This window comes from Streptomyces sp. NBC_00878, from assembly GCF_026341515.1.
Classification (GTDB): Bacteria; Actinomycetota; Actinomycetes; order Streptomycetales; family Streptomycetaceae; genus Streptomyces.
In genome coordinates this window covers 234709-258169 of the sequence record NZ_JAPEOK010000001.1, presented here as the reverse complement: position 1 = coordinate 258169, position 23461 = coordinate 234709, and the positions used below count along the sequence as shown (strand labels likewise).

Annotated in this window: 19 protein-coding genes; 11 read left to right on the top strand and 8 right to left on the bottom strand. The window is 69.3% G+C overall.

Annotated features, from left to right (window positions below; all coding sequences use genetic code 11):
- Positions 1-195: 195 nt before the first annotated feature.
- Entirely contained in the window at positions 196-2847 is a 2652-nt protein-coding gene (locus OHA11_RS00840) for a M4 family metallopeptidase (protein WP_266490953.1), read from the top strand.
- 154 nt (positions 2848-3001) lie between these two features.
- The gene (locus tag OHA11_RS00835) at positions 3002-3424 is read left to right on the top strand and encodes a VOC family protein (protein ID WP_266490951.1); all 423 of its coding nucleotides are present in this window, start codon (positions 3002-3004) and stop codon (positions 3422-3424) included.
- A gap of 24 nt (positions 3425-3448) precedes the next feature.
- Here the strand turns inward: OHA11_RS00835 and mgrA are convergent, their stop codons facing one another.
- Complete coding sequence (gene mgrA / locus OHA11_RS00830; protein WP_266490948.1) at positions 3449-4492, bottom strand: L-glyceraldehyde 3-phosphate reductase; 1044 nt, start codon at positions 4490-4492, stop codon at positions 3449-3451.
- Between the two features lie 305 nt (positions 4493-4797).
- Here mgrA and OHA11_RS00825 point away from each other — a divergent pair, with 305 nt between their 5' ends.
- The 6 genes from OHA11_RS00825 to OHA11_RS00800 all read left to right on the top strand — a co-directional run bounded on the left by OHA11_RS00825 (position 4798) and on the right by OHA11_RS00800 (position 11291).
- Positions 4798-5409: a snapalysin family zinc-dependent metalloprotease gene (locus OHA11_RS00825; RefSeq protein ID WP_266490947.1), complete on the top strand. Its 612-nt coding sequence runs from the start codon at positions 4798-4800 to the stop codon at positions 5407-5409.
- 278 nt (positions 5410-5687) lie between these two features.
- On the top strand, positions 5688-6527 hold the full coding sequence (locus tag OHA11_RS00820) for a hypothetical protein (RefSeq protein ID WP_266490944.1): 840 nt from the start codon (positions 5688-5690) through the stop codon (positions 6525-6527).
- A gap of 613 nt (positions 6528-7140) precedes the next feature.
- Positions 7141-8127 carry an ABC transporter ATP-binding protein gene (locus OHA11_RS00815; protein ID WP_266506842.1) on the top strand — a complete coding sequence of 329 codons (987 nt, stop codon included), beginning with the start codon at positions 7141-7143 and terminating at the stop codon, positions 8125-8127.
- Complete coding sequence (locus tag OHA11_RS00810) at positions 8124-9347, top strand: ABC transporter permease (protein WP_266490942.1); 1224 nt, start codon at positions 8124-8126, stop codon at positions 9345-9347. The genes OHA11_RS00815 and OHA11_RS00810 overlap by 4 nt, the downstream gene beginning before the upstream one ends.
- A 74-nt stretch (positions 9348-9421) precedes the next feature.
- Positions 9422-10432 (top strand): YdcF family protein, encoded by a 1011-nt coding sequence (locus OHA11_RS00805; protein WP_266490940.1) that lies wholly within the window; start codon positions 9422-9424, stop codon positions 10430-10432.
- Between the two features lie 433 nt (positions 10433-10865).
- Complete coding sequence (locus tag OHA11_RS00800; RefSeq protein WP_266490938.1) at positions 10866-11291, top strand: VOC family protein; 426 nt, start codon at positions 10866-10868, stop codon at positions 11289-11291.
- Positions 11292-11415: 124 nt separating this feature from the next.
- Here the strand turns inward: OHA11_RS00800 and helR are convergent, their stop codons facing one another.
- The 3 genes from helR to OHA11_RS00785 all read right to left on the bottom strand — a co-directional run bounded on the left by helR (position 11416) and on the right by OHA11_RS00785 (position 16045).
- Complete coding sequence (gene helR / locus OHA11_RS00795; RefSeq protein WP_266490935.1) at positions 11416-13617, bottom strand: RNA polymerase recycling motor ATPase HelR; 2202 nt, start codon at positions 13615-13617, stop codon at positions 11416-11418.
- A 122-nt stretch (positions 13618-13739) separates the two neighbouring features.
- Positions 13740-14306 (bottom strand): glycosyltransferase, encoded by a 567-nt coding sequence (locus OHA11_RS00790; protein ID WP_266490932.1) that lies wholly within the window; start codon positions 14304-14306, stop codon positions 13740-13742.
- Between the two features lie 350 nt (positions 14307-14656).
- Positions 14657-16045, bottom strand: coding sequence for a glycoside hydrolase family 43 protein (locus OHA11_RS00785; RefSeq protein ID WP_266490929.1), 1389 nt, complete (start codon positions 16043-16045; stop codon positions 14657-14659).
- A 268-nt stretch (positions 16046-16313) separates the two neighbouring features.
- Here OHA11_RS00785 and OHA11_RS00780 point away from each other — a divergent pair, with 268 nt between their 5' ends.
- Positions 16314-16682 carry a hypothetical protein gene (locus tag OHA11_RS00780; protein WP_266490927.1) on the top strand — a complete coding sequence of 123 codons (369 nt, stop codon included), beginning with the start codon at positions 16314-16316 and terminating at the stop codon, positions 16680-16682.
- A gap of 57 nt (positions 16683-16739) precedes the next feature.
- On the opposite strand, the gene OHA11_RS00775 is transcribed toward OHA11_RS00780, so the two are convergent.
- On the bottom strand, positions 16740-17876 hold the full coding sequence (locus tag OHA11_RS00775; RefSeq protein WP_266490925.1) for a sorbosone dehydrogenase family protein: 1137 nt from the start codon (positions 17874-17876) through the stop codon (positions 16740-16742).
- A gap of 412 nt (positions 17877-18288) precedes the next feature.
- Between OHA11_RS00775 and OHA11_RS00770 the strand changes: the two genes are divergently transcribed.
- Positions 18289-18750: a hypothetical protein gene (locus tag OHA11_RS00770; RefSeq protein ID WP_266490922.1), complete on the top strand. Its 462-nt coding sequence runs from the start codon at positions 18289-18291 to the stop codon at positions 18748-18750.
- Here the strand turns inward: OHA11_RS00770 and OHA11_RS00765 are convergent.
- The gene (locus tag OHA11_RS00765) at positions 18734-19120 is read right to left on the bottom strand and encodes a hypothetical protein (RefSeq protein WP_266490920.1); all 387 of its coding nucleotides are present in this window, start codon (positions 19118-19120) and stop codon (positions 18734-18736) included. The two genes, OHA11_RS00770 and OHA11_RS00765, sit on opposite strands and share 17 nt — an antisense overlap.
- 385 nt (positions 19121-19505) lie before the next feature.
- Between OHA11_RS00765 and OHA11_RS00760 the strand changes: the two genes are divergently transcribed.
- Positions 19506-21032: an FAD-binding oxidoreductase gene (locus OHA11_RS00760; RefSeq protein ID WP_266490918.1), complete on the top strand. Its 1527-nt coding sequence runs from the start codon at positions 19506-19508 to the stop codon at positions 21030-21032.
- On the opposite strand, the gene OHA11_RS00755 is transcribed toward OHA11_RS00760, so the two are convergent.
- Together OHA11_RS00755 and OHA11_RS00750 are read right to left on the bottom strand one after the other, a co-directional pair.
- Positions 21017-22381 carry an FAD-binding oxidoreductase gene (locus tag OHA11_RS00755; RefSeq protein WP_266490915.1) on the bottom strand — a complete coding sequence of 455 codons (1365 nt, stop codon included), beginning with the start codon at positions 22379-22381 and terminating at the stop codon, positions 21017-21019. The genes OHA11_RS00760 and OHA11_RS00755 overlap by 16 nt on opposite strands.
- 28 nt (positions 22382-22409) lie before the next feature.
- Positions 22410-23387, bottom strand: coding sequence for an antibiotic biosynthesis monooxygenase (locus tag OHA11_RS00750; RefSeq protein ID WP_266490914.1), 978 nt, complete (start codon positions 23385-23387; stop codon positions 22410-22412).
- Between the last annotated feature and the right edge of the window lie 74 nt (positions 23388-23461).

The window sequence follows — 23461 nt, the reverse complement described above, 5'->3', positions numbered from 1 at the left end:
AGAGGAGTCAGAGGAGTCAGAGGCCGCAGGGGCAGGTCCAGAGCACAGTGGGGTGGGTCAACGGGTGCGGCGGCGCTGTTCGGTGTCGCCGCACTCGTCGTCTCGGCGGTTCCTGCCGAGGCCGCGACGGCAGGGGCGCCGCGACCACCGAGCCCGGGCGAGGTGATTCCGGGTCAAGAGACGCGGACACCGGCGATGGTGCGCGGCATCCGCGAGCACGCACCGTCGACCGGCAGCGCGGCGGGCGCGGCCCGCACCTACCTGGACGACCGGCAGAGCCGGTACCGCATCGCGGACGCGCAGCGCGATCTCGTACCTGCCGGGACCACTGCCGCGGACGGCCAGGAGACCGTCAGGCTCCAGCAGCGGCACCGGGGCGTGCCCGTCCTGGGCGGCCAGTACGTCGTCCGTATGGAGAAGAAGGACGGGGAGCGGGTCGTCACCGGCACCTCGGGCAAGTACTTCACCGAACTGCGCACCGGCACGACGGCCGAGGTCGGCGAGGAACTCGCCGTCGAGCGTGCCGTCGATGCCGTGCTCGCCGATCTCAACGCGAAGCACTTCGCCGCGAAGCCGCCGCGGGAAGGGGACGAGGACGAGTCCCCGCTCACCGGCACCGCCCGCGGACTCGTCGTCCTGCCCACCGGGGCGGGCGTCCTCACCCAGTGGGTCACCGCGCGCGGCACCGATCCGGCGAGCGGCGAACCCGTACAACGCGAGGTCTACATCGACGCCCGCGCCGGATATCCGGTCCTCCAGTACAGCGGTATCAAGACGTTCGGCGCGCCCGGCCCGGCAGCCGGGAAGCCGGCGGCGGGCCCGGCGCCGAAGCGGGCTCGGGCTGCGGAGAAGGGCTCAGGCATCCGGCTCGACGGCACGGCCGTCGACCTCGAAGTGGAGCTCGACGAGAACCGTGGTGCGTATGTGCTGCGCGACCGCACCCGCATACCCGGCGACGATTTCGCCGACAACGTCCTGTCCACCTGGGACGCGCGCGGCAAGTGGGCCAGTGACGTGGGCGGGCAGTGGCCCGAGGGCATCCAGGAGTTCGGCTCGCCGACCCCCGCGTTCGGCGCGGAGGCCACCGAATCGGGAGCCGTGGACGCGCACTGGGCGGCCGGACAGGTCTACGACTACTTCAAGAACAAGCACGGCCGGAACAGCCTCGACGGCCGCGGCATGACCATCAACTCCCTCGTGGGCGTCACTGACTACGGGCAGCCGTACGTCAACGCCTTCTGGGACGGCCAGAAGATGGTGTACGGCACCGGCGACGCCGAGTACCGCCCGCTCTCCGCGGGCGTGGACGTCGTCGGCCACGAGATGACGCACGGCGTGATCGAGCACTCCGCGAACCTCGTCTACGCGGGCCAGTCCGGTGCCATGAACGAGGCCATCGCGGACTACTTCGGCAATGCGATCGAGAACGATGTCCATGACGTTCCGGACACCGACCCGGACGCGGGTCTCCTCGGTGAGCGGCTCTGCCGGACGAAGACCCCCCGAGAGTGCGCGCTGCGCGACCTCAACGACGGGCGGAACACGGCCAAGTCGTTCCTCGGCGTCGGCTTCGCCACCGACAACGGCGGTGTCCACCTCAACTCGACCATCTTCGGCGGCGCGCTCTGGGACGCCCGCGAGGACCTGGGCGCCGAGGTCACCGACCGGATCGTCTACAAGGCGCTGACCCAGTACCTCACTCCGCTCGACGGCTTCACCGAGGGACGGGCCGCCGTGCTCGCGGCAGCCGAGGACCTGGCGATCCCGGCGGCCGGCCGGAAGGCACTGCAACGCGCCTTCACCGCCCACGGAATCGTGCCCGGCTGGGAACTCGCCCTCGGCGTGGACTCCGACCCGCTCCTCGACCGGGTCAACACCGCCCGTACGAACCTGGGCGCGGGCGGCGGCTGGTGGGCCGCGGCCAAGTCCAACGAGGACGGCTCGGAACCGTACTCGGTCTGGGCCGGACGTGCTGACGGCGAGGGACAGCTCAAGCTGATGAGCCCCAACGACGGCCGTTACCACGTCAATCCGGCGACCGACGGCAAGACAGTGGTGTGGCAGGCACACGGCACCGACGGCGTCGACCTCCTCGCCAGGCCGCTCGCGGGCGGTCCCGTGAAGGTGCTGTGGCACGGCAGAGCGGTCGGCAGTTCGGTGGACGTCGACGGTGACGTCGTGGCCTTCGACTACCAGAACTACGGCGGGCGTCCGGGAGTGGCGTACCTCAGCCTGAAGGACCCGACGAACAAGGTCACGATCGGCGGCGGAACCTACCACCGGGCGTACTCCTCGTCGGTGAGCAACGGCAAGGTGGCCTATCAGGAGAGGCGGCGGGTGCGCGCCGAGTACGCGCTGACCACGCGAGTCGTCGACGTCGCGACCGGCGAGAGCAAGGAGATCCAGGCGGCCGCCGACAGCACGAGCCTCGGCCCGACGGCCATCAACGGCACGCACGTCTTCTGGCTCCTCGACGAGGGAACGGCAGCGGACCGGACGGCCCTGCGCCGTGCCGCGCTCGACGGTTCCGGCGTGGTGGACCTCAGCCCGCAGACCGGGCCCGATGCGCTGAACGCGTACGATGTGACGGTTTCCGAGGATGCGGTGACGGTCGGCACGTATCTCCCCGACACCGAGTTCCGGAACGAATCGATTCCCAAGCTGTACCAGTTCGTGGCGGACGGCTCGCCCGAGGCGCCCGGTACTCGCAAGGGCCGGGTCTCCTGCAACCGCGGCGAGCAGGCGTCGGCCGCCGCGGTGGCGGGCAGCCAGGTGGTGTGGCTGGACGGGACGACCGGCGTCACCGACCTGGTGACCCGTACGCGCACGACGGGCCGGTGCGACTGACCGCACAGAGCAGCGGGGGAGTGACCGGTGGCCCGCCGGGTGTCTCACCCGGCGGGCCACCGGCCACTCCCGCGCCATGACCGCCGCGCGGGCGCCCTCCGCCGGTGGCCGTGGGCCCCCTCGGCCGGAAGCCCGAGATCCTCAAGGAGCCGACATGCCCGACGAACCCGCTGTCCGCGAACTCCGCCTGGTGGTCACGGCAGACGACTACGACGCGGCGCTGCACTTCTACCGAGACGTCCTCGGTCTGCCCGAACGCGGCGCGTTCGCCTCCGCCGACGGACGGGTCACCATCCTCGATGCCGGCCGAGCCACCTTGGAGCTGACGGATCCCCACCACGCCGCCTTCATCGACGATGTCGAGGTCGGGCGACGCGTGGCAGGGCACATCCGGGTCGCCTTCCAGGTCGACGACTCCGTCGCCGCCACGTCGAAGCTGGCCGCTGCCGGAGCCCAGGTGATCGCCGAGCCGACACGCACCCCCTGGAACTCACTGAACTCCCGGCTCGAAGCACCGGGCGCTCTTCAACTGACGCTCTTCACCGAACTCGACGACCAGGCGGAGGACCGGCACTAGGCGGACGGCCGCCCGGCGCCCCGGCTATCCGAGGTTGCCCAGGCGGGCGTCCCGCCACAGGTCGACGCCGCCGTCGGTGGCGTACTTGTCGATCTCGGCCAGTTCCTCGCTGCTGAAGTCGGGGCTCTCCAGTGCGGCGACGTTCTGGTCCAGCTGCTCGGTGCGGGACGCGCCGATGACGAGCGAGGTGACCCGCTTGTCCCGCAGGGCCCAGGTGAGGGCCATCTGAGCCAGGCTCTGACCCCGACGGGCCGCGATGTCGTTGAGGGCGCGCAGCCTGCGCAGCATGTCGTCCGACAGCCAGGTGGTGTCGAAGGACGTCCCCTGCGCCGCTCGTGAGTCCTGCGGTACGCCGTCGAGGTAACGCCCGGTCAGCAGTCCCTGGGCGAGGGCGGTGAAGCCGATGACTCCGAAGCCCTCCTGCTCCGCGGCGTCGAGCAGGCCATCGGTCTCGACCCAGCGGTTGAGCATGCTGTACGACGGCTGGTGAATGAGCAGAGGAGTGCCAAGGTCCCGGAGGATGGCGGCAGCCTCGCGGCTGCGTTCGGCATCGTAGGAGGAGATACCGACGTACAGGGCCTTGCCCTGCCGGACGGCGGTGTCGAGCGCCCCCATCGTCTCCTCAAGGGGAGTGTCGGCGTCGAGTCGGTGGGAGTAGAAGATGTCCACGTACTCCAGGCCCGTGCGACGCAGCGACTGGTCGAGCGAGGCGAGCATGTACTTGCGGGAGCCGCCGCCCTGGCCGTAGGGGCCGGGCCACATGTCCCAGCCGGCCTTGGTGGAGACCACCAACTCGTCCCGGTACGGCGCGAGATCCTGCTTCATCAGCCGCCCGAAGTTGGTCTCCGCGGCGCCGTAGGGCGGACCGTAGTTGTTCGCCAGGTCGTGGTGGGTGATGCCGAGGTCGAAGGCGCGCAGAGCGATCTCGCGTTGGCTTTCGAAGGACCGGTCGTCTCCGAAGTTGTGCCAGTAGCCCAGGGACAGGACGGGCAGGTCGAGCCCCGAACGCCCGGTGCGCCGGTAGCGCATGGTGCCGTTGTAGCGGTCAGGATTCGTGACGTGGCTCATCGAGTGGTCTCCGGGTGGTGCGGTACGGGAGTGTCCCATCGGGACGGAGCGGATCCGCTTGCCACACTGCCGCCGTCGGATCCTGAAGTCCAACAGTGCCCCGCAATGGGATTCAGCGGTGCCGCTTCTGAATAAGTGGTGTCGCTTCCGAATCGGGAGGGACATCGGCCCTGGACATCAACCCGGGGCATCGACCCGGGGCATTGATCCGGGGCCGGATTGACGGATTCGCGCCTGTCCCCGCTGGGCAGGGAGCCAGAGAATGTCATGTACACGACTACCTTCCCCCCACAAGGAGGTCGACCATGCACGTCCGTAAGCCGACGATCGGTGTCGCTGCCGTCCTGGCGGTGACCCTATCCCTGATGGGTGGCCAGGCCGTGGCCGCTCCCTCGGCGACCGCTTCCTCGACGGTCGCTCCTTCCGCGGTCGCGGACCGCGCCGTCGCCGCCCGTGTCGTCACCTACGACGCCAGCGCTTCCGCGGAGTTCAAGGCCGCGGTCGACCGTGGTGCGGCGGTCTGGAACGAGAGCGTCGACGCCGTCGAACTGCGCCCGGTCGCGGCCGGGCAACGCGCCAACATCCGGATCCTGGCGGACAACGGCTGGCCCCGGGCCCTGCCCACCACGCTGGGCAACGGAACCGTTTACATCGGACGACAGGCCGTTGTCGAGGGCCACGACACGATCCGCATCTCGGCCCACGAACTGGGTCACATCCTCGGCCTGCCGGACATTAAGCCCGGACCCTGCACGAGTCTGATGTCCGGTTCCACCGCGGGAACCTCGTGCAAGAACCCCTACCCGGACGCGGTGGAGAAGGCGGAGGTCGAGGACAACTTCGGCGCCGAGCTCAGCCGGACCGACGAGGCGGCGCGGAGCGAGGTGGCGCGGAGCAATGTCGTGATCGTCGACTGACGCACGGCTCCGGACGTCAGGACGTCGGGAAGAGTGGCCGCACGCGCTGGTGCGACGCGTGCGGCCACTTGGAGTTCGTGCACTGTGCCGCCACCGCGAGGAATGTCTGGTCACCTCGTACATCCGGAGGTGATCCGGGCCGGCCCGGTGCGGCGACCGCCACACGTACCGTCGCAACGGCCGCAGCCCGTTGGCGAGTTCGGGGCGGCGAGTTCGGCGATGACGACGTGTGTCAGGCTATCCCTGACGTGAGCCGGAGGTCAGGGTTAGCCTGCAGCATGACCGATCCTGCCGACGCCTCTTCCGCGCCGCCCTCAGCGGAGTTCCACCGGCTGTCCCCCCGTGACGAGTCACGCGTCGCCCTTGCTCTGACCCTCCGTCAGCTGGTCGACGCCGCCCTCGATGCCGTGCCGGTCGCGCCGGATCCCGCGCCCGGCGATCTGCTCCGCGCGGCCCTGCAACTGCAGCGCCGCGCGGAGGACGTGCTGCGCGAGGCGGTGGTCGCCGAACGCGAACGCGGCACCACCTGGAATCAGATCGGCGAGACCGCGGGCATCACCCGGCAGTCCGCCCACGAGAAGTGGTACGCCGACGTCCACGCCTGGGCGGCCATCGGGCGCAGTGCCCTGCCGCCGGACCTGAAGACGCTCGAAGTGGCGGCGGAGGCCGATGCCCGGTACGCCAGGCTGCGCCCGGACCGCCCGCACGCGATCACGTCCGGCCTGGACGCGGTCCGCTACCCCGGCTCGCACGCGTACGAGGCCAGCCTGCGCACCCGGGGCTCGGTCCTGCACGCCCGCCGTACGGACCTGGACGGGCAGGCCGACAGGCTGAACGACCAGTACAGCGCGCTGCACGCCCGGGGCCCCGCGGCGCCCTCGGCGGTCGGCGGCGACGCCCTCGAGATGCTCGCCGCCTACCGCGGGCACGCGGATGCGGTGCGCACCAACCGGCTCGCCCTCGCGACGGTGCACGACGAGATCGCAGACGTCTACGAGGAACTCGTCACCGCCGAGCCGTCCCTGTCGGAGGAACACCGCACGCAGGCCGACTGGCACCGCAGCGCGTCCGAACAGACCCGCGGCTATGCCGACCTCCTGAACGGCGGGGAGCATTAGTACTCCAGTGGCGGTCAATGGATTGCGTTTCTCCCTTAGTGGACTGCGCATCTCGTCGAGCCAGAAGTGATCAGTCCATGAGGGGAAGCCCAATTTTTTGGGCACGGGTGAACAACAAATGGTCTGTCAGTCGAGCAGTTCCCCGGGCCACGCTGATGGCGTCCGGGCGCTGAGGCGCTCTTCACCGTCCGTTGTGGAGCTGAGCACGAATGAACGCATTGTCCAGGCCGGGCTCGCCGCCGGTGCCGGTGAGGCATCCGTCGAGTGGTGCGTCGCCGCGGTCCTGGAGCTGACGTAGCCCCACGAGCCGCCGACCGGACAGGTCCTGCGGTGCCGCTTGACCGGGCGGCGGCGCGCTTGCGACCGGGCGGTGACGCGCTGAACCGTGTGGCTCTTGTGGAATCGGCGCCCCGATGGGGTTCCTGATCCACGACAGCCTTCACGCCTGGCACGGCCGGCCAAGCCCGATCGGGCTCTTGTCCCGCCTGGCTATGTGCCCGCTGCCGGCGTCCCCATGAGAACCGCTCGGCCGCGCCCATGCACACCTGCTCGCGGACATCGCGGCGTTCGAGTCGAGAAACGAGAGGTACCAGTGAGTAACGCCAGGGATGCCATGGACTTCGGGGGTCCGGCCGTGGAGTCGGCGATAGAGGCGTACGGAGTGGGCATGAAGTACCGCCGGGGCTGGGCCCTGCGGGACTGCTCCTTCCGGCTGCCGGCCGGCCGGATCTGCGGGCTCGTGGGCCCCAACGGCGCGGGAAAGACGACGCTGATGAACATCGCCGTCAATCTCCTGCAGCCGACGGACGGCACCCTCAAGGTGTTCGGCGCGGCTCCGGAATCCACGGAGGCCATTCACCGGGTCGCCTTCCTCGCCCAGGAGAAGCCGATGTTCCGCCGCTTCACCGTGGCCGAGACGCTGCGCATGGGCCGTGAACTGAACCCCGGCTGGGACCAGGAGGCCGCCGAGAACCTCGTCCGCGCGGGCAACGTGCCCATGAAGGCGAAGGTCGGCACCCTGTCCGGCGGACAGCGCACCCGGGTCGCCTTCGCCCTCGCCTTCGGCAAGCGCCCCGACCTGCTGGTGCTCGACGAGCCGATGTCCGACCTCGACCCGTTGGTACGCCACGAGCTCATGAACACGCTGATGGCCGAGGCCACCCAGAACGGCACCACGGTGCTGCTGTCCTCCCACATGCTCAGCGAGCTGGAGAACGTCTGCGACTTCCTCCTCGTCATGTCCTCGGGCGGACTGCGCCTGGCCGGCGGCGTGGACGAAATCCTGCGGGCCCACGTGCAGGTGAACGGAGTCGTCGAGGGCGGCCAGGGCAACAACTGGTCGCAGGGCCCCGCCCAGGGCGCTCCGGCGGAACTCGCCGGCCACACCGTCGTCGAATACTGCACGAACGGACGCGAGGCCACCGCCCTCGTACGTCCCAACGGCCCGGTGGTCGGCCCGTGGCAGACCGTCACCCCGAACCTGGAGGATCTCCTGCTCTCCTATCTGCGGTGCCCTGACGCGCCTCCGCTGATCACCCGCGAGGCCCACGTCCCGGCGCGGACGCCCGGCTCCAACGGCTCGCGAACGGTGGCGGCATGAGCAACCTGACCATGACCTCCGCCGTCGGGCCCGACAGGCCCGCCACGCCCCCGGCGCCCTCCACGGCCGCCCGCGGTCTCCGGCTCAGGGGCCTGACCTGGCTCATCTGGCGCCAGCACCGGGCCGGCTACTGGACCATCATCGCCGCCACCGTCTTCACCGTGGCGTTGATCACCTATGAGCGCTCCGGCCTGGTGGACAGCCTCACCGCCACCGGCTGGCCCGACGGGTCGCCCGACAAGTGGGCACTGGCCGCGCAGGCGTACGCCACCCGGTTCCAAATGGTGTCCTACGGCCTCGGCTTCATCCCCATCCTGCTCGGCGTCTTCCTGGGGGCCCCGCTGCTCGCCGGCGACCTGGAGAGCGGCACCGCCAAACTCGTCGGCTCCCAGTCCGTCCGGCCCAGTCGCTGGCTGGCCACCAAGCTGGGGATCACTGCCCTGGTGGTGATCGTGTGCACGGCGGCGCTGTCCGCCGCGTTCGGCTGGTGGTGGGAACCGGTCAAGGAGCAGAACACGATTCTGGGCTGGACCGAGGTCTACGCGTTCAACAACACCGGACCCGTGCCTGTCGCGCTGGCACTCTTCACCGTTGTGGGCGGCGTGGCGATCGGCATGCTCCTGCGCCGCACCCTGATCTCCATGGTCGTCACGTTCGGCTTCGCCGTCGTCGTCCAGGTGGTCTGGGCCTACGAGCGGCTGAACCTCGGCCAGATCATCACGATCAACACCCGCAAGGGAATAGCCGATGACGCGGCCGTGGCGCTGCCTGAAGGCGCCTACGAGGTCGACCGGTGGTTCCTCTCGGCCTCCGGGCAGACCCACGGCTGGGGCACGTGCGCGAAGCTCGAGTTGTCGGAGAAGGCCTGCGTTCAGAAGTACGACCTCGTGGGCTGGTCGGTTGGAGTACCTGCCCATGCCGCAGATGAGCAGCATGCAGTGGTTCGGGGCCTCGATCCTCTTCGCCCTGACCGCGGCCGTGGCGGTCTTCGTCCTCATCCGAGCCCGCAAGCGCATCGTCTGATCCCCACGCGCCGGTCACCCCGGCGCGCCCCAGTCGGCCCATCACCCGCGCGTACTCGCCTGGCAACCCGGGCCGGACCGAGGGTGCCGGAGACACATCACCCACGATCCGGGGAGCGAACGCCCGGAAATCCGGGTACCGAAGCCCTGCCCCTCGTACACGCTCGACCCTCCAGCCGGGCCGCCGCGTACACGTAGGTTCGCAGGCATTCCAGCGCAGTTCCGATGCCGAGGTGGCGAAGCCTCGTCGAGTTTCCCAGGGAGTCCGAGCGATGCTCGCCAGCACCGCGGCACTGTTCTTTGTGATCTTCTGCGTCAGCGTCCTGTACGACCCCCGCCGCTTCAGCAACGCCATCCTTCTCGGCATCGCCGTCACCCTCCTGCCGATCTACGCGGTCGTGACGTCGGTAGACCCGGAGAATTCGCCGATTTCCTTGGCGATCACGGTGGTGGGCGCCTGCGCGCTCCTCGGCCTGGGGGCCTGTGCGTTGGCGTTCTTCCTGCTCGCGAACGGTGTGCAGATGATCCGCAAAGAGGGCAGGCGCCCAGCCAACCTGCTCTCGTTCCTGACCGGGCTGGCGATCCTCGGCCTTATCGCGCTGCTCGTCGTGACCGTCCTCACCACCTCGCCGATCCTCGTCCGCATTTCGGGCGCCGTGATACCGATGGTCGGTTACGTCTCCTTCCTCTTCCTCTGTTTCCTCGGCTACGCGTTCCTCTACGGGCGGCTGCCGGTCCGGCGGAACGTGGACTTCGTGATCGTCCTCGGCTCCGGTCTCATCGGCGGCTCCCGGGTGCCACGTCTGTTGGCGAACAGGCTGGACCGGGGACACGGGGTGTATGAGGCGCAGACAGCGCGCGGCAACGCCCCGGTGCTGGTCACCTCCGGCGGCCAGGGTCCCGACGAGGCTCTGCCCGAGGCCCACGCGATGGCGAACTACCTCGTCGAACGCGGTGTCCCCACGGACCGGATCCAACGTGAGGACCGCTCCCGCACCACCGAGGAGAACCTGCGGTTCAGCAAGGCGATCATGGAGGAACTCAAGCCGGACTACCGCTGCCTCGTCGTCACCAGCAACTTCCATGTCTTCCGGGCCGCGCTCCTGGCCCGCCGCACCGGTGTCAGAGGCCATGTGGCCGGCGCGCCCACCGCCGCGTACTTCTGGCCCGGCGCGACGATCCGCGAGTTCATCGCGGTCTTCCTGTCCCACAAGGTGATCAACCTGGGTATCTGTCTGGCGCTCGGCCTGCTTGGGCTGGCTCTCGGCGTGGTGGCAACCTGAGCACCCGACATGACGACCGTCCGAGCGACCTCTCCAACGTCAGCCTCGCCGACGCAACTTGCCCAGCCACCGCTGGGCCTGGGCCCGTCGCCGTGGATCGGCGGAGGCGCGACGAACCTGTTCGATGGTGCGCCGGCCCTGAGGGCTCCTGGCGAACCGTTTGATCTTTTCGAGCATCCCGGGCACAGCTCTCCTCCTACGGCGAGGTCGGTGACGCGGACGCGTGCACAGTCCGTATACCCCGTTGCCGTGGAGTAAGCGCCAGGCGGGCACCGCGAGCGGAGACCCGCACCCGGCGCGTGCCGCTGACTGCGAGCCATGGCGGGCTTGCCGCCACCGTCCCCGGCCGGCGGCCGTCTCCAGCCAGCGGCCGTCTCCGGCTCGCGGCTGTTGCCTCCGGCCGTCCGGCCACTGGGCACGGCACAGTGGAGATATGAACGCACACGACACGAACACTTTGGCTCGGGCACGCGCGGCCACCAGGCTTCCCGCCCAGGACCTGGAGCGGGCGCGGCGTTTCTACTCCGAGCAGCTCGGACTGGAGCCCGTGGACGAGCGACCCGGCGGGCTGCTGTATCGGTGCGGGGGCGTGGACTTCGTCGTGTTCGCGTCGACAGGAGCTTCGTCCGGCACCTTCACTCAGATGGCGTGGGAGGTCGACGACATCGAGACACTCGTGCCGGAACTCAAGCGGCGCGGCGTGGTGTTCGAGGAGGTCGACGTTCCTGGATTCCGCACCAGGGACGGGATCGCCGAGGTGGAGGGGAACTACCCGAGCAAGGGCGCACGGGGCGAACGCGGTGCCTGGTTCCGTGACAGCGAGGGGAACCTGCTGGGCATCGGCCAGCCTGTCCTCTGAGCCGTACACCGGAGCCGTACACATGGCCCACCCGAACATGCTCAGGGTGTGTGCGGATCACCCCGATGGCCACCCGGGCCATGTCCATCGAGGCGCGCACGGGCACGGTGTCAACGGGCGGGCGTCAGGAGCTCGTGAGGATGACGAGTTGCTGCGTCGCTCGGGTCATCGCGACATAGCGGTCGACCGCTCCTTCGATGCCCGTGCCGAAGGTCTCCGGGTCGATGAGGACGACGAGGTCGAACTCGAGGCCCTTCGACAGTTCCGGGGCCAGCGACCGGACACGGGACGTCGTCCGGAACGAGGGGTCGCCGATGACGCAGGCGATCCCGTCGGCATGTGCGGTGAGCCAGGCGTCGAGGATCGAGTCCAGATCCGAGACAGGTCCATGGACGACGGGGACGTCGCTGCTGCGGATGGAGGTCGGCACGTTGGCGTCCGGGAGCACGGCCCGGATGACGGGCTCGGCTTCCGCCATGATTTCTTCCGGCGTCCGGTAGTTGATGCTCAGGGAGGCCAGGCTGATCCGGTCGAACCCGACCCGCTCCAGCCGTTCCCGCCACGACTCCGTGAACCCGTGCCTGGCCTGGGCACGATCCCCGACGATGGTGAAGCTCCGGGACGGGCACCGGAGCAGCAGCATCTGCCACTCCGCGTCGGTCAGTTCCTGAGCCTCGTCGACGACGATGTGCGCGAACGGGCCGGCGAGGAGGTCGGGTTCGGCGGTGGGCATTGCGGTGTCATCGATCAAGCTGTCCTGTAGATCCCGTCCGCGCAGCATCCCCATCGCGCCTTGGCTCTCGTCGATCTCGGAGTCCCGCAGCAGAATGTCGATGACGTCGGCCCTGCCCGCCCGTTCGGCGGCGACGGCGGCTTCGTGCCGACGCTTGCGCCGTGACGCCTCCGGGTCGCCGAGCCGCTGCCGTGCCGCGTCCAGGAGCGGCAGATCGGACACCGTCCAGGCCTGGGCATCCTCGCGTTGCAGCTTCCGTACGTCATCGGTGCCGAGCCAGGGAGCGCACTTCCGCAGGTAGGCGGGTACCGACCACAGGTCTCCGACGAGGTCGGCCGCTTCGAGCAGTGGCCACGCGCGGTTGAAGGCCGTGAGCAGTTCCCTGTTCTGCAGCAGTGACCTGCGGAGCAGTGCGGGCGAGGCCTCGCCGTCGTCGTCGTGCTTGTCGATCAGGATCGTGACCAGTTCTTCCCAGATCTGGTCGCGCGCCTCGTTGTGCGGAGCACCGGGTGCCGCTTCGAACGCCACGGCCCAGTCGTCGGCGCTCAGCCAGATGTCGGACCAGTGGGTCGTGACCGTCATCCCCTTGGTGGGCGGCTCCTCGTAGAACCTGACGGCCGTCTCGATCGCCTTCACCAGGTCCGCGGACGACTTCAGGCGGGCCACGTCCGCGTCGGCCTCGACCGCTGCCGCAGCTCCCTCGGCGACGAGATTGCGCAGGGTGCAGGTCTGCACGCCCTCTTCCCCGAGGCTGGGGAGGACATCGGCGACGTAGGCCAGGTAGGGCTGGTGCGGGCCGACGAACAGCACGCCGCCCCGGCGGTGACCCAAGCGCGGGTCGGAGTACAGGAGGTAGGCGGAGCGGTGCAGGGCGACGACCGTCTTCCCCGTACCGGGACCGCCGTCGACGACGAGGGCGCCGCGGGATCCCGCGCGGATGATGGCGTCCTGGTCGGCCTGGATGGTGCCGAGGACGTCACGCATCCGTGGCGACCGGTTGCTGCCCAGGCTGGCGATGAAGGCGGACTGGTCGTCGAGCGCGGCATGCCCGGCGAACCCGTCCGAGGTGAACACCTCGTCCCAGTAGTCGCTGATCCGACCGTCGGTCCAGCGGTACCTGCGGCGGCTCGCCAGACCCATCGGGTTGCCGTGGGTGGCTCCGAAGAACGGCTCGGCGGCGGGGGAGCGCCAGTCGAGCAGCAGCCGACGACCGGTGCTGTCGGTGAGGCCGAGCCGTCCGACGTACACGGGCTCGGGATTGTCGGAGTTGTCGGGACCATCGAGGCTGTCGGGGGTGTCCGCGTCGGCCTGGCCGACCATGTGCCCGAGGCACAGGTCCAGGCCGAAGCGGCGCAGCGTGCGCAGGCGAGCGGTCAGCCGGTGGATCTCCATGTCCCGGTCCATCGCCTGCCGGCCGATGCCGCCGGGCCCTTTGCGCGCGGCGTCAAGGCGGTCGGTCAGCTCGGCGATCGACTGTTCCAGGCACTCCGCGATGGCGGCGAAGTGCCGCTCATCGCCCGCGATCAGTGTCGGGTCGGCCTTGGGGGAGAGACGGTCGGGAAGGTCGAACGCGCTGGTGGTCAGAGGATTCACGTAAGCAGCTCCGATGTGAGGTCGCTTGCGACCATGGCGTGCGGCAAGAGGTCTGGACCGGCGTGACGAATCCGGTGGCCCGGGACTCGATCCGGCGTGGTTCACGCGGATACGGGCGGCCTTTACCGGCTGACCTCGTCGAGCAGCAGCTCCGCGGCCACCGTCGCCCCGTCGGTGCGGACCATGCCGGCCACGGTGGCCGCCCGTGCGTGGATCTCGGGGGCCAGGGCTGTCTTGAGGGCGGCCGACAGGGACTCGAAGGTCGGAGTCGGACCGTCGTGTGCCGCGCCGATGCCCAACTCGGCGACCCGCGCGGCCCAGTACGGCTGGTCCACCATCTGCGGTACGACCACCTGGGGCGGGCCGGCCACGGCGGCCGCCGTCGTGGTGCCCGCGCCACCGTGGTGCACGACGGCGGCCACCCGGCGGAACAGCGCCTGGTGGTTGACCTCGCCGACGGCGAAGCAGTCGTCGCCCTCGTCGATCGTCAGGTCGGCCCAGCCGCGCCCGACGAGTACGCGGCGGCCCTGCGCCCGGATCGCCTCGACGGCCACCCGGGCGGCGTCCGTGGCGGCCCGCATGGGCATGCTGCCGAAGCCCACGTACAGCGGTGGTGCGCCTGCCTCCAGGAACACCAGCCCCCGTTTGTCCGTCAGGCCGGCCGAACGGAACGAACTCCGCGCCGACACCGGCCAGCAGCTTCGCGAACTCCTCGTCCGGCGGTGCGCACACCCGCACCTCAGCGTCGAGAGCTCGCAACTGCGCCGCGAGTCCCGCCAGCGGTTGGACATCCCCGCGCGACCCATACGTAGACAACAACACACGCACTTCGCGACTCCCGTTTTCCGCAGATTCTGGCCTCGGCCGGTGATTCTGCGGCACGAAGGGGGCCTTGCCGCAAGGCCCCCCGTGCGCTATACGTTGAGAGTGGAAAGGAGTGGGTACTCCTCTTTCCCTTCTCCGTCCGTCGCTCACGGACCACTTTCTGCCGCTGACGGACCGCTGTCTTTGGGGCGGCTCGGTGTCCGGTCTCCCGGGGTCAATAGCCGACGCGGAATGTCGCGTCCTGCTGTTCGGTGGACGTGGAGATCGGGTCGATGCGCAGCACGTAGTTGGCGTGGCGGATGTAGCGGGTGGGGTTGTTGTACGAGCGGAACGACGACCAGGAGGCGTCCGCGAGGCCTGCCATGCGGTAGAAGGTGGCGTCGCCCGCGAACGTCGACGTGCCGTCGTTGACGTCGAGTTGGAGCGCGTAGTTGTAGTGCCGCAGGTAGCGGGTCGGGTAGTTCACCGACTGGAACGAGACCGCGGAGCTGTCGGCCAGGCCCGGGACCAGCTTCCACTGCGAGTCGGTGTACAGGTCGAAGGGGTACTCGTCGATGCGGGCGGCGTAGTTGGCGTGGCGCACGTAACGGGCCGGGTAGTTGTACGACTTGAGCCGGTTCCAGGCGGGGGCGCCCCACTTGGCGAGCAGGTTGTTGTACTCGGCCGTGGTGATCGTCGCGATGCCGCAGTGCTTGGAGTTGACCGGCTGGGTGTAGGTCTTCTGGTCGAGCGCGGTCCAGGTGCCCGCGGCCAGGTTGGTGGACTGCCAGGCGTAGAAGACGCCGTTCGGCGTGTACGTATCTCCCCACAGGTACCAGGTGTTCGAGGTCAGCGACTTGAACACGGTCGGGGCCTCGGTGCCGCCGTGCGCGACGCCGGCGCTGAACTCGGTGAAGCTGCCCGGTGTGAGGGAGGTGGAGCGCGCCGCCACGAGTGTCTGGTTCTTCTTGAAGTAGAGGTAGTTGACGCCGTTGACGCCGACCGCCATGTTGCCGTCGATGACGTCGTAGCCGGGGTCGAAGAAGACCTGCGGGGCGGAGGCGGTGACGAAGTCGCTGGTGTAGTTCACCATGATCACGTTGTGGCCGCTGGAGTTGACCGAGGAGTAGATGACCGCGTACTGGCCCCGGCCGGCGTCCCAGAACGCCTCGGGCGCCCAGCTGTGGGTGGTCATGTCGTGGAGCTTGAGGCGGCGGTAGCCGGTGAGGGTGCGCAGGTCGGCGGAGTCCCAGACGTGGATGTACTGGCTGTTGTAGGCCCAGTCGGTTCCCTTGAGGTCGGTCGCGATGACGACGAAGGTACCGTCCTGCTTGCGCATGAGGAACGGATCGCGCAGGCCGAGGGCGCCCGCGGTGGGGGTGGCCACGGGGTTGTTCTGGTTGAGCGGTGTCCAGTTGAGTGAGTCGGTGCTGACGGCGAGGTGGAGGCCGTAGTCGGTGCCCTCGCCGAGACTGGTCGACTCGGTGAAGTAGCACATCACATAGGCCGAGTCGGCCGCGTGGGCGGTACCTGCACCGAGGGTCAGTACACCGGACATGGCGAGGGGAGTGGTCGCGGCCATACCGAGGAAGAGACGGCGGGACGGCTGGGGTCTGGCGCTCATCGTGGTCTCCAGGCGGCGTGCGGGAATGGAGTGAGCGGCTGCGGGCGTGTGTGATGCCGGGGACGTGAACTACGCAGCCACGCAAGCGAGTTGGCCGACATTTCGAACAAGGTTCGGAAAGTCGATCAGAAGGTAGAGCGCCGCACGGTGCGCGTCAATCAATCTGTCGTGGCTGTGGTGATTCTGTGCCGCCGGGGCCCTGCGGGTGCCCAACAAGCACCCAAAGAAAGGCAGTTGGTCTCACCACACCGACACCAAGGAGGTTCAGATGCTCGAGGGTGTGCTGATCGCCGAAAGCCTGCGGGTGGGGGCTCAGCTGACCGGGATCCCACTGCGGATCACCAGGCTGACACGGGTCGAGATGACCAACCGAGGGGAGGAGCAGCCACGGCTCTGGACGCTGCTGGACTTCGCCGCCGAGGAGCTCGAAGCCCAGCGACTCGCGGATCAGCTGGCGTCCTGCCTCTCGTCAACGGGAGGTTGGTATGCCGACTTCCACACCTCGCACGACACGTTCGTGATCTTTGCCGACAAGGTCTTCCGCTATCCACGAGGGGAGGCCGAAGGCCGTCGCGAAGCCCGGGACTACGGGCGCTCCGTCGGAGTCCCTGAGCAGCAGCTCGACTGGCGCGAGTGACGTCGGGCTCCGCCTGCGCGGAGCCCGACGTCAGTCGCGAACTGCCGGCAGTAGCGGCTACGCCGGGTCGATGCGGGAGATGCTGCCGCCGATGTTGAGCGCGTACAGCTCGCCGTCGCCGTCCTGTACGAACGAGACGACCTCGCCGCCGTTGACTCCGAGGTCGCTCTCGCCGGTCACCTTCCCGTTCTTGATCCGCAGAGCGCGGAGGGTGCCGTCGCAGTAGTCGCTGAACACGTACTGTCCCTTGAGGGCCGGGATCGCCTTGCCGCGGTAGACGTATCCGCCGGTCACCGAGCAGCCCAGCCCGCTGCGGTCGTACTCGTGGATCGGCGGCACGTGGTTCGCGGGCTCCGTGCCGCCCCGGAAGGGATGGCTGCCCTCCATCGAGGACCAGCCGTAGTTCTCACCGCCCTTGCTGTCTGCCGACGCCCAGTCGATCTCCTCCCAGTCGCTCTGGCCGACGTCGCCGATCAGCAGGTCGCCCGTGCCCGCGTCGAAGGAGAACCGCCACGGATTGCGCAGCCCGTACGCCCAGATCTCGTCCCTCGCGTTCGGGTCGTTCACGAACGGGTTGTCCGGCGGGATCGCGTACGGCTTGCCGCCGAGTGGGTCGATCCGCAGCAGCTTGCCGAGGAGCGTGTCGAGGTTCTGCCCGTTGCCGTGCGGGTCGCCGCCCGCGCCGCCGTCGCCGAGCGCGATGTAGAGGTAGCCGTCGGGGCCGAACCTGATGTCGCCGCCGTTGTGGTTCGAGTACGGCTGCGTCTGGGCGAGGACGGTGCGCCGGGTGGCCGGCTGGATCCTGCCGTGCCGCACGGTGAACTCGTCCACGGTGCTGGTGCCTTCGAGGTTCGTGAACGAGATGTAGAAGTGCCTGAACTTCTTGTCGAACGCGATGCCCAGCAGGCCGCGTTCGCCGTCGGTGGTGGTGTCGGCGGAGATGTCGAGGACGGGTTTGCTGAGTCCCCGGTGGTCCAGGACCCGTACGGTGCCCGCGCGTTCGGCTATCCAGACCGTGTCACCGGGCCCGGCGGCGCCGGCGATCGGATTCTGGGCTTTGGCCACTTCCTTGAGCGTGACCTTCGCCGCCTGACGTGGGGCGGCCGGCTCGTCCGCGGACGCCGTGGTCAAGACGAGGGAAGCAACGAGGCAGATGGTGCCGATGATGGCCGAGCTTCGGGTGCGAACTTTCACCGTGACCCTCCTAGAGGCGGCGAATAGTGAGGTCACCCGGCTGCTCGGGGCAGGGTTCCATGGGCATCGCCCGCGCCAGCACGCAACCGGGGTGGGGGGTTTGTGTGCCACTGGCACTCATGAGAGTACTGGGACAGGGACGGTTGGCGTAGACCAATGCTCCATCCATCGACCTCTGTTCTGCCGACGGGAGGCGCCACTCCTGTCCGGTTCGGGTATGTCTTCGCGTGGCCGTTGGTGGCAACCTGGCCAGCGCCCGGACTCGGCGAGAGCGAGTGACCGGACTCGGCGAACGGGACCGCCGTCGAGGGCCGCATGGGAGAATCCGCGTCCCGGGGCCGCGCGCTCGGCCACCGGAAGGGCCGGCACACCTCTCCGCCGGTACCCCGGAGGACTGGAAGGAACCGTCAGCGTGATCGAGTGGGTGTCACTGAGCGCCGGGGCAAGGCCCGTCCCTCGGCCGGTCGCCACCCCGCTGGTGTGGGCCGCGGCCTTCGGCGGCGCCCTGTTGCTCGTGGCACTCCTCAACGCGCTCGTCGGCACCGACCGGCCCGCATTCGCACTGACGGCGCTGTCCCTGCTTGCGGCTCTGCTGGGCGGGCGCGCACGCTTCACCGCGGCCCCCGGAACGGCCGCGCTGTGCTGGCTGTTCCTCAACGGCTTTGCCATCCCGCCCGCGGGCACCCTCAGTTGGGCCGGGCACCGCGACACGTTCTGGCTCACCTGCCTGCTCGCCGCGGCCCTCATCGGCACCGCGGCCGCCCGCCTCGCCCATGCCCGCGCCGCCTACCGCCGCGTCACCGCGGGCGTCGGCACCGCGGGCGTCGGCACCGCGGCGAACGACGGGGCAGACGTGATCAGAAACGACCCTTGACCGATGAGTACAGGGTTTCCACGCTGCGCCGGGTGCCGTCACTCCCGCCGATGAAGTTCGTACGGGGGTTGAGACGGAAGGTGCTGCCGTCCGCGCGACGTATGCGAACGTACGTGTTGCCGGTGTAGGCACCGTTCACGTAGAACTCGAGCGGTCTGTCGGCCAGCGACACCTCGTCGAGCGGGTCCGCCCACAGGAGGCCTTTGTCGCGGACCGACCAATAGGCGCTCTTGACCAGGAGTACCCGGCGATCGGTCACTCCGAGGACGGCACGCCGGAAACCGGCACCGAGGTACCCCGACAGGGCCACCTTCAGTGTCTCCTTGCGCAGATGGGGGTGCAGGACGCGCTTCAGCTCGGACTCGCTCATGACGACCCTCCGTTGGCCGGTGCGTACAGACCTGGCACGGTGCCGCGGCCGAGTGCACACCCTCCTGGGTGTTCGCCCTGTCGGTGTGCGCACGCTGAACAGCGCACACCGACAGCGCACGCCATACCGGCCGCGAGTCACGCTCAAGCGTTCTACCGGATCCCGCCCCCGGACGGGAACGAAACCCAGGAGTTGATCACAACTCCAGGGACCCGACCGCCAGTCGCCCGTTCGCATGAAGGTTGATCGTCCCGGGGTGTCAGGCCCCCTTCCCACCCCCGCCTTTCTCCATCGTGAGCCCTGCTGGGCCGGGAATCTCGCGCATCGCGTGCGTGCGGCTCCCGGGGCTCCGGCATCCGGACACCAAGTGTGAAGGGGCGTACCTGTGCAGACCGGCCGACGACATGTCCTGCGTACCGGAGCGGCTTTCGTGGCCGCCGGGGCCGCGATCGCGCTGAGCGGCGGAAACGGGTCGGCCGCCGCCGCTGCCGGCCGGGCGCCCGTCGCCGGGGGAGCGGAGCCCGCCGCGTGGCGCGAGCTGGCCAGGAGCCTGAGCCCGGCCGCCCGGTTGTACCGACCGGGGCAGCCGGAGTACGCGGCCCGCGCGACGGTCGACAACCAGCGCTACGCATCCGTGCGTCCGGCAGGGATCCTCGCCTGCGCGACGGAGAGCGACGTGCAGGCGGCGGTGCGGTGGTGCGCGAAACACCGAGTGCCGTTCGCTCCCCGCTCCGGCGGCCACAACTACGCCGGCTACTCCACCACCCCGGGCCTGGTGATCAGCCTGCGCGCGATGAATCAGGTCGTGCCGCGGGAGCAACAGCTGCGGCTCGGCGGGGGCGCCACCAACTCCGACGTGTATGCCGCCCGCGCCGCGAACCTGTACTTCCCCGGCGGGCGTTGCCCCGAGGTGGGCGTGGCGGGCCTGACCCTCGGCGGCGGCCTCGGTTTCAACGACCGTAAATGGGGCCTGACCTGTGACCGGCTCACCGAGACCCGCCTCGTACTGGCCGACGGCGCCCTCGTCCGGGCGGCCGACGACGAGAACCCGGACCTGTTCTGGGCCTGCCGCGGCGGAGCGGGCGGCAACTTCGGCATCAACACCGCGTTCACCTTCGCCGCCGTACCCGTGGACCGACTGCGCGCCACCGTCTTCCAGCTCACCTACCCCCTGCACACGGCCGTCGACGTGCTGGAGGAGTTGCGGCACATCCTCGACGCCGACCGCGACAACGACTTCGACGTACGCATCGGCTTCAAGCACACCGGCGACGGCACCGCCACCCTCGCCCTGCTCGGACAGCGGCTCGGCGGCCGGGACGCACTGTCCCGCCGGTTCGCCGCCCTGCTGCGCCTGCGGCCCGCCCACGCGGTCATCGAGGAACGCGGCTTCTGGTCCGCGCAGGACTTCCTGATGGAAACCCCCGGCCCGAAAGAGGCCTACGCCTCCAAGTCCCTCGTCCCCACCCGGTGGCCGAGTCCGGACACCGTGGCGGCCGTCGCCGACTGGACGCGCAACTGGCGTCCGGGACCGAGCCGCGGCACCGGCTACGTGACCCTGTTCGCCATGGGCGGCGACACCGCGACACGACGGCCGGACGAAACGGCCTACCCCCACCGGGAAGCCACCTTCGTCATCGACATCGGCACCCACTGGAAGCCGGCCACCCGCCCCGCCGAAGTGCTCGGCCTGCTGGAGCAGACCCGCGCCGCCCACCACATGCTGCGCCGCCGCCTCGACACCGACGCCGCGTACGTCAACTTCCCCGACCCGGACCTGCACGACTGGCGGCACGCCTACTACGGCGCCAACTACGACCGCCTGGTCGACGTCAAGCGCCGGATCGACCCCGCAGGCCTGTTCCGGTACGGGCAGGCTGTTGGCCGTCCGGCCCATCATGGCGTGAGGTAGGTGTGAAAGACGTTCTGCGGGTCGTACGCCGCCTTCAGCGCCCGTAGCCGCTCCCAGTCCTCCGGGGCGTACGACCTCCGCGCCCGGGAGGCGTCGGCGGTGAGGTCGGCTTCGGCGATGTAATGGCCGGTTCCGTACGGCTCGACGGCACGCATGGTGTCCCGGAGCCAACGGGTGTTGGCGGCGTCCGCCGCCGGGTCGTCCCAGATCGCGAAGGGGGCGACATAGGTCTCGCCCAGCACCGAGAAGGCCATGTCGCGCGAGAGGGAGCGGTCCCGCGAGGCGGGCCACAAGGCAGCGAGGACGAGCGACTGCTCGGACGGAGCCTGGGCGAGCGAGGCGGCGAGCACGGGCAGCAGGGTCTCGTACCCGGTGTCCGACCACAGAGTGTCCACCCCGTTGCGGTGCTCTTGGGGCCAGAAGCCGGATGACGTGCCGTACAGATCCTCGAAGGTCTTCGGCTCGTCCACCCGCCGGAACAGGGCGCGTTCGGCGAACGGACAGGCCCGCAGCGGCTCCAGGCAGCGCACGGCCTCGTCACGCGTACGGGCGAAGGCGGTGCCGGTGAAGCTGATCACCTTGGGCCGCGGTGATGCCGCCGTGATGTCCGGGGAGGCGGTCGCGAGCATGAAGGACGCCTCGACATTCGCCGGAAGCCGCCGGGCTGCTTCGGTGGCCCAGCGGGTCACCGGTTCGACCTCGGCGAGGGGAAAGGTGTACGTGGTCTCGGCGACCGCCGTGGGAAGGTCGTGCAGCGTCACATGGAAGCGGGTGGCGACCGCGAAGAAGCCGGGTCCCGCACCGCGCGCGGCCCAGAAGAGGTCGGGGTTCTCTCGCAGGCTGCAGCTGACGTGGTCGCCGTCCGCCGTGACCACCTCGACCGCCCGCACGCCGGCGGCAGCCGGGCCGAGGAGGCCGGAGTTCCAGCCGAGGCCACCGCTGAGGAGGTAGCCGCCCAGGGCGACGGGGCCACAGTGCCCGGCAGGGAAGGCGAGGCCGTACGGAGCGAGCGCGGCGACGAACTCGCGCCCGGTGAGCGCGGGTTGCACGCTCGCGGTGCGCGAGGCCGGGTCGATCTCGCACCCGCTGAGCGCGGAGAGGTCGATGAGCATGCCACCGTCGCGCAACGGTGAGCCGCACCAGCTGTGCCCATGGGAGCGAATGGCGACGCGGAGACCCTCCGAGCGGGCCAGACGGATGGCCGCCGGAACATCGCGGTCCGAGGCGACCCGGACGATCAGGTCGGGAAAACGCTGCGGCTTGAGGTTGTTCCACAGCATGGCCGACCAGGTGCTGTCATAGGCGGCGTCGCCCCGCCGGACGATTTCCCCCTCGATTTCTCCGATCATCCTCGACCTCTCCGTCACCACGGGCTCCTCAGCCGGTGGTCAGCCCGAAAACCAGGATGCACAGGGCCCAGCACAACATCACGAGGACCGCCCCGGCCACATGGATCCGCGCGGTACGCGCCCGTCCGGGCACCAGCCAGAAGGCGAGGGCACGGTTCACCAGGGGCATCAGCAGCCAGGTCAGGATGGAAACGCTCAGCACATTTCCGATGAACAGGCCGATATATCCGGGCCATCCGATGTTGTCCAGCTCATAACCCACCGTCAGATTCAGGACCATCACGGTGGGATATAGCGCCAGCACCACGGTCATGGCCTGTTTCCAGTTGGGCGGGGCCGCCTCATCGGCCCCTTCCCCGAAGCGGAACCAACCGCTGAACGCCGACCCCACCTTGCGCACATCGTAGGAGGAGAAGTAATCCTGGCCCTCCTCAAGGAGCTTTTCGCGGGCACCGGACGCGAGCCAATCGTCGAGGTGTTCATGGGTGTCGAAGCGGAAGACAACGACCCAGTTATCCTGAATTCCTTCGACCGGCTTGAACAACTCCGTCCCCATGAAACCCGCGTACCTCTCCTGAGCCCTGAGGGCCTTGTCCTGCCACCGTATGAAGTCCTCCTCCCGGCCGGGCCGTACATTGTGGGAGATGACTGCGGTGACGGCTTCCTCCTTGGCGGGTGGCGGCGCACCGCCGACAAGGACCTCCTGGGTCGGCGTCCCGTCGAACAGCGGACGGCCCTGGGCAAGCAGTTCCCGGCGCTCGCCGGACTCCAGCCAGTCGGTCAGCAGGTCGATACGGGAAAACCGGAAGACCACCACCCATTCGCGCTCGTCACCGACGCCCGGGGGATACATTTCGGTCCCCTCGAATCCGGCGAATGCGCGCACGGTCTGGTTGGTCCGCTGCTGCCAGCGCTGGTACTCGTCATCGCGGCCTTCCCGTACTTTCTGGGAGGTCACGACGGTCGCACCGTCGCCGGCCGGGGCGCGGATTGCACGGGCACCCATGCGGAGTAGTCTAGTTCAGAGAGGACTTATCGGACAAACGGGCTTAATTTTCCTCGGCGGTGCCGAGTGGAGGC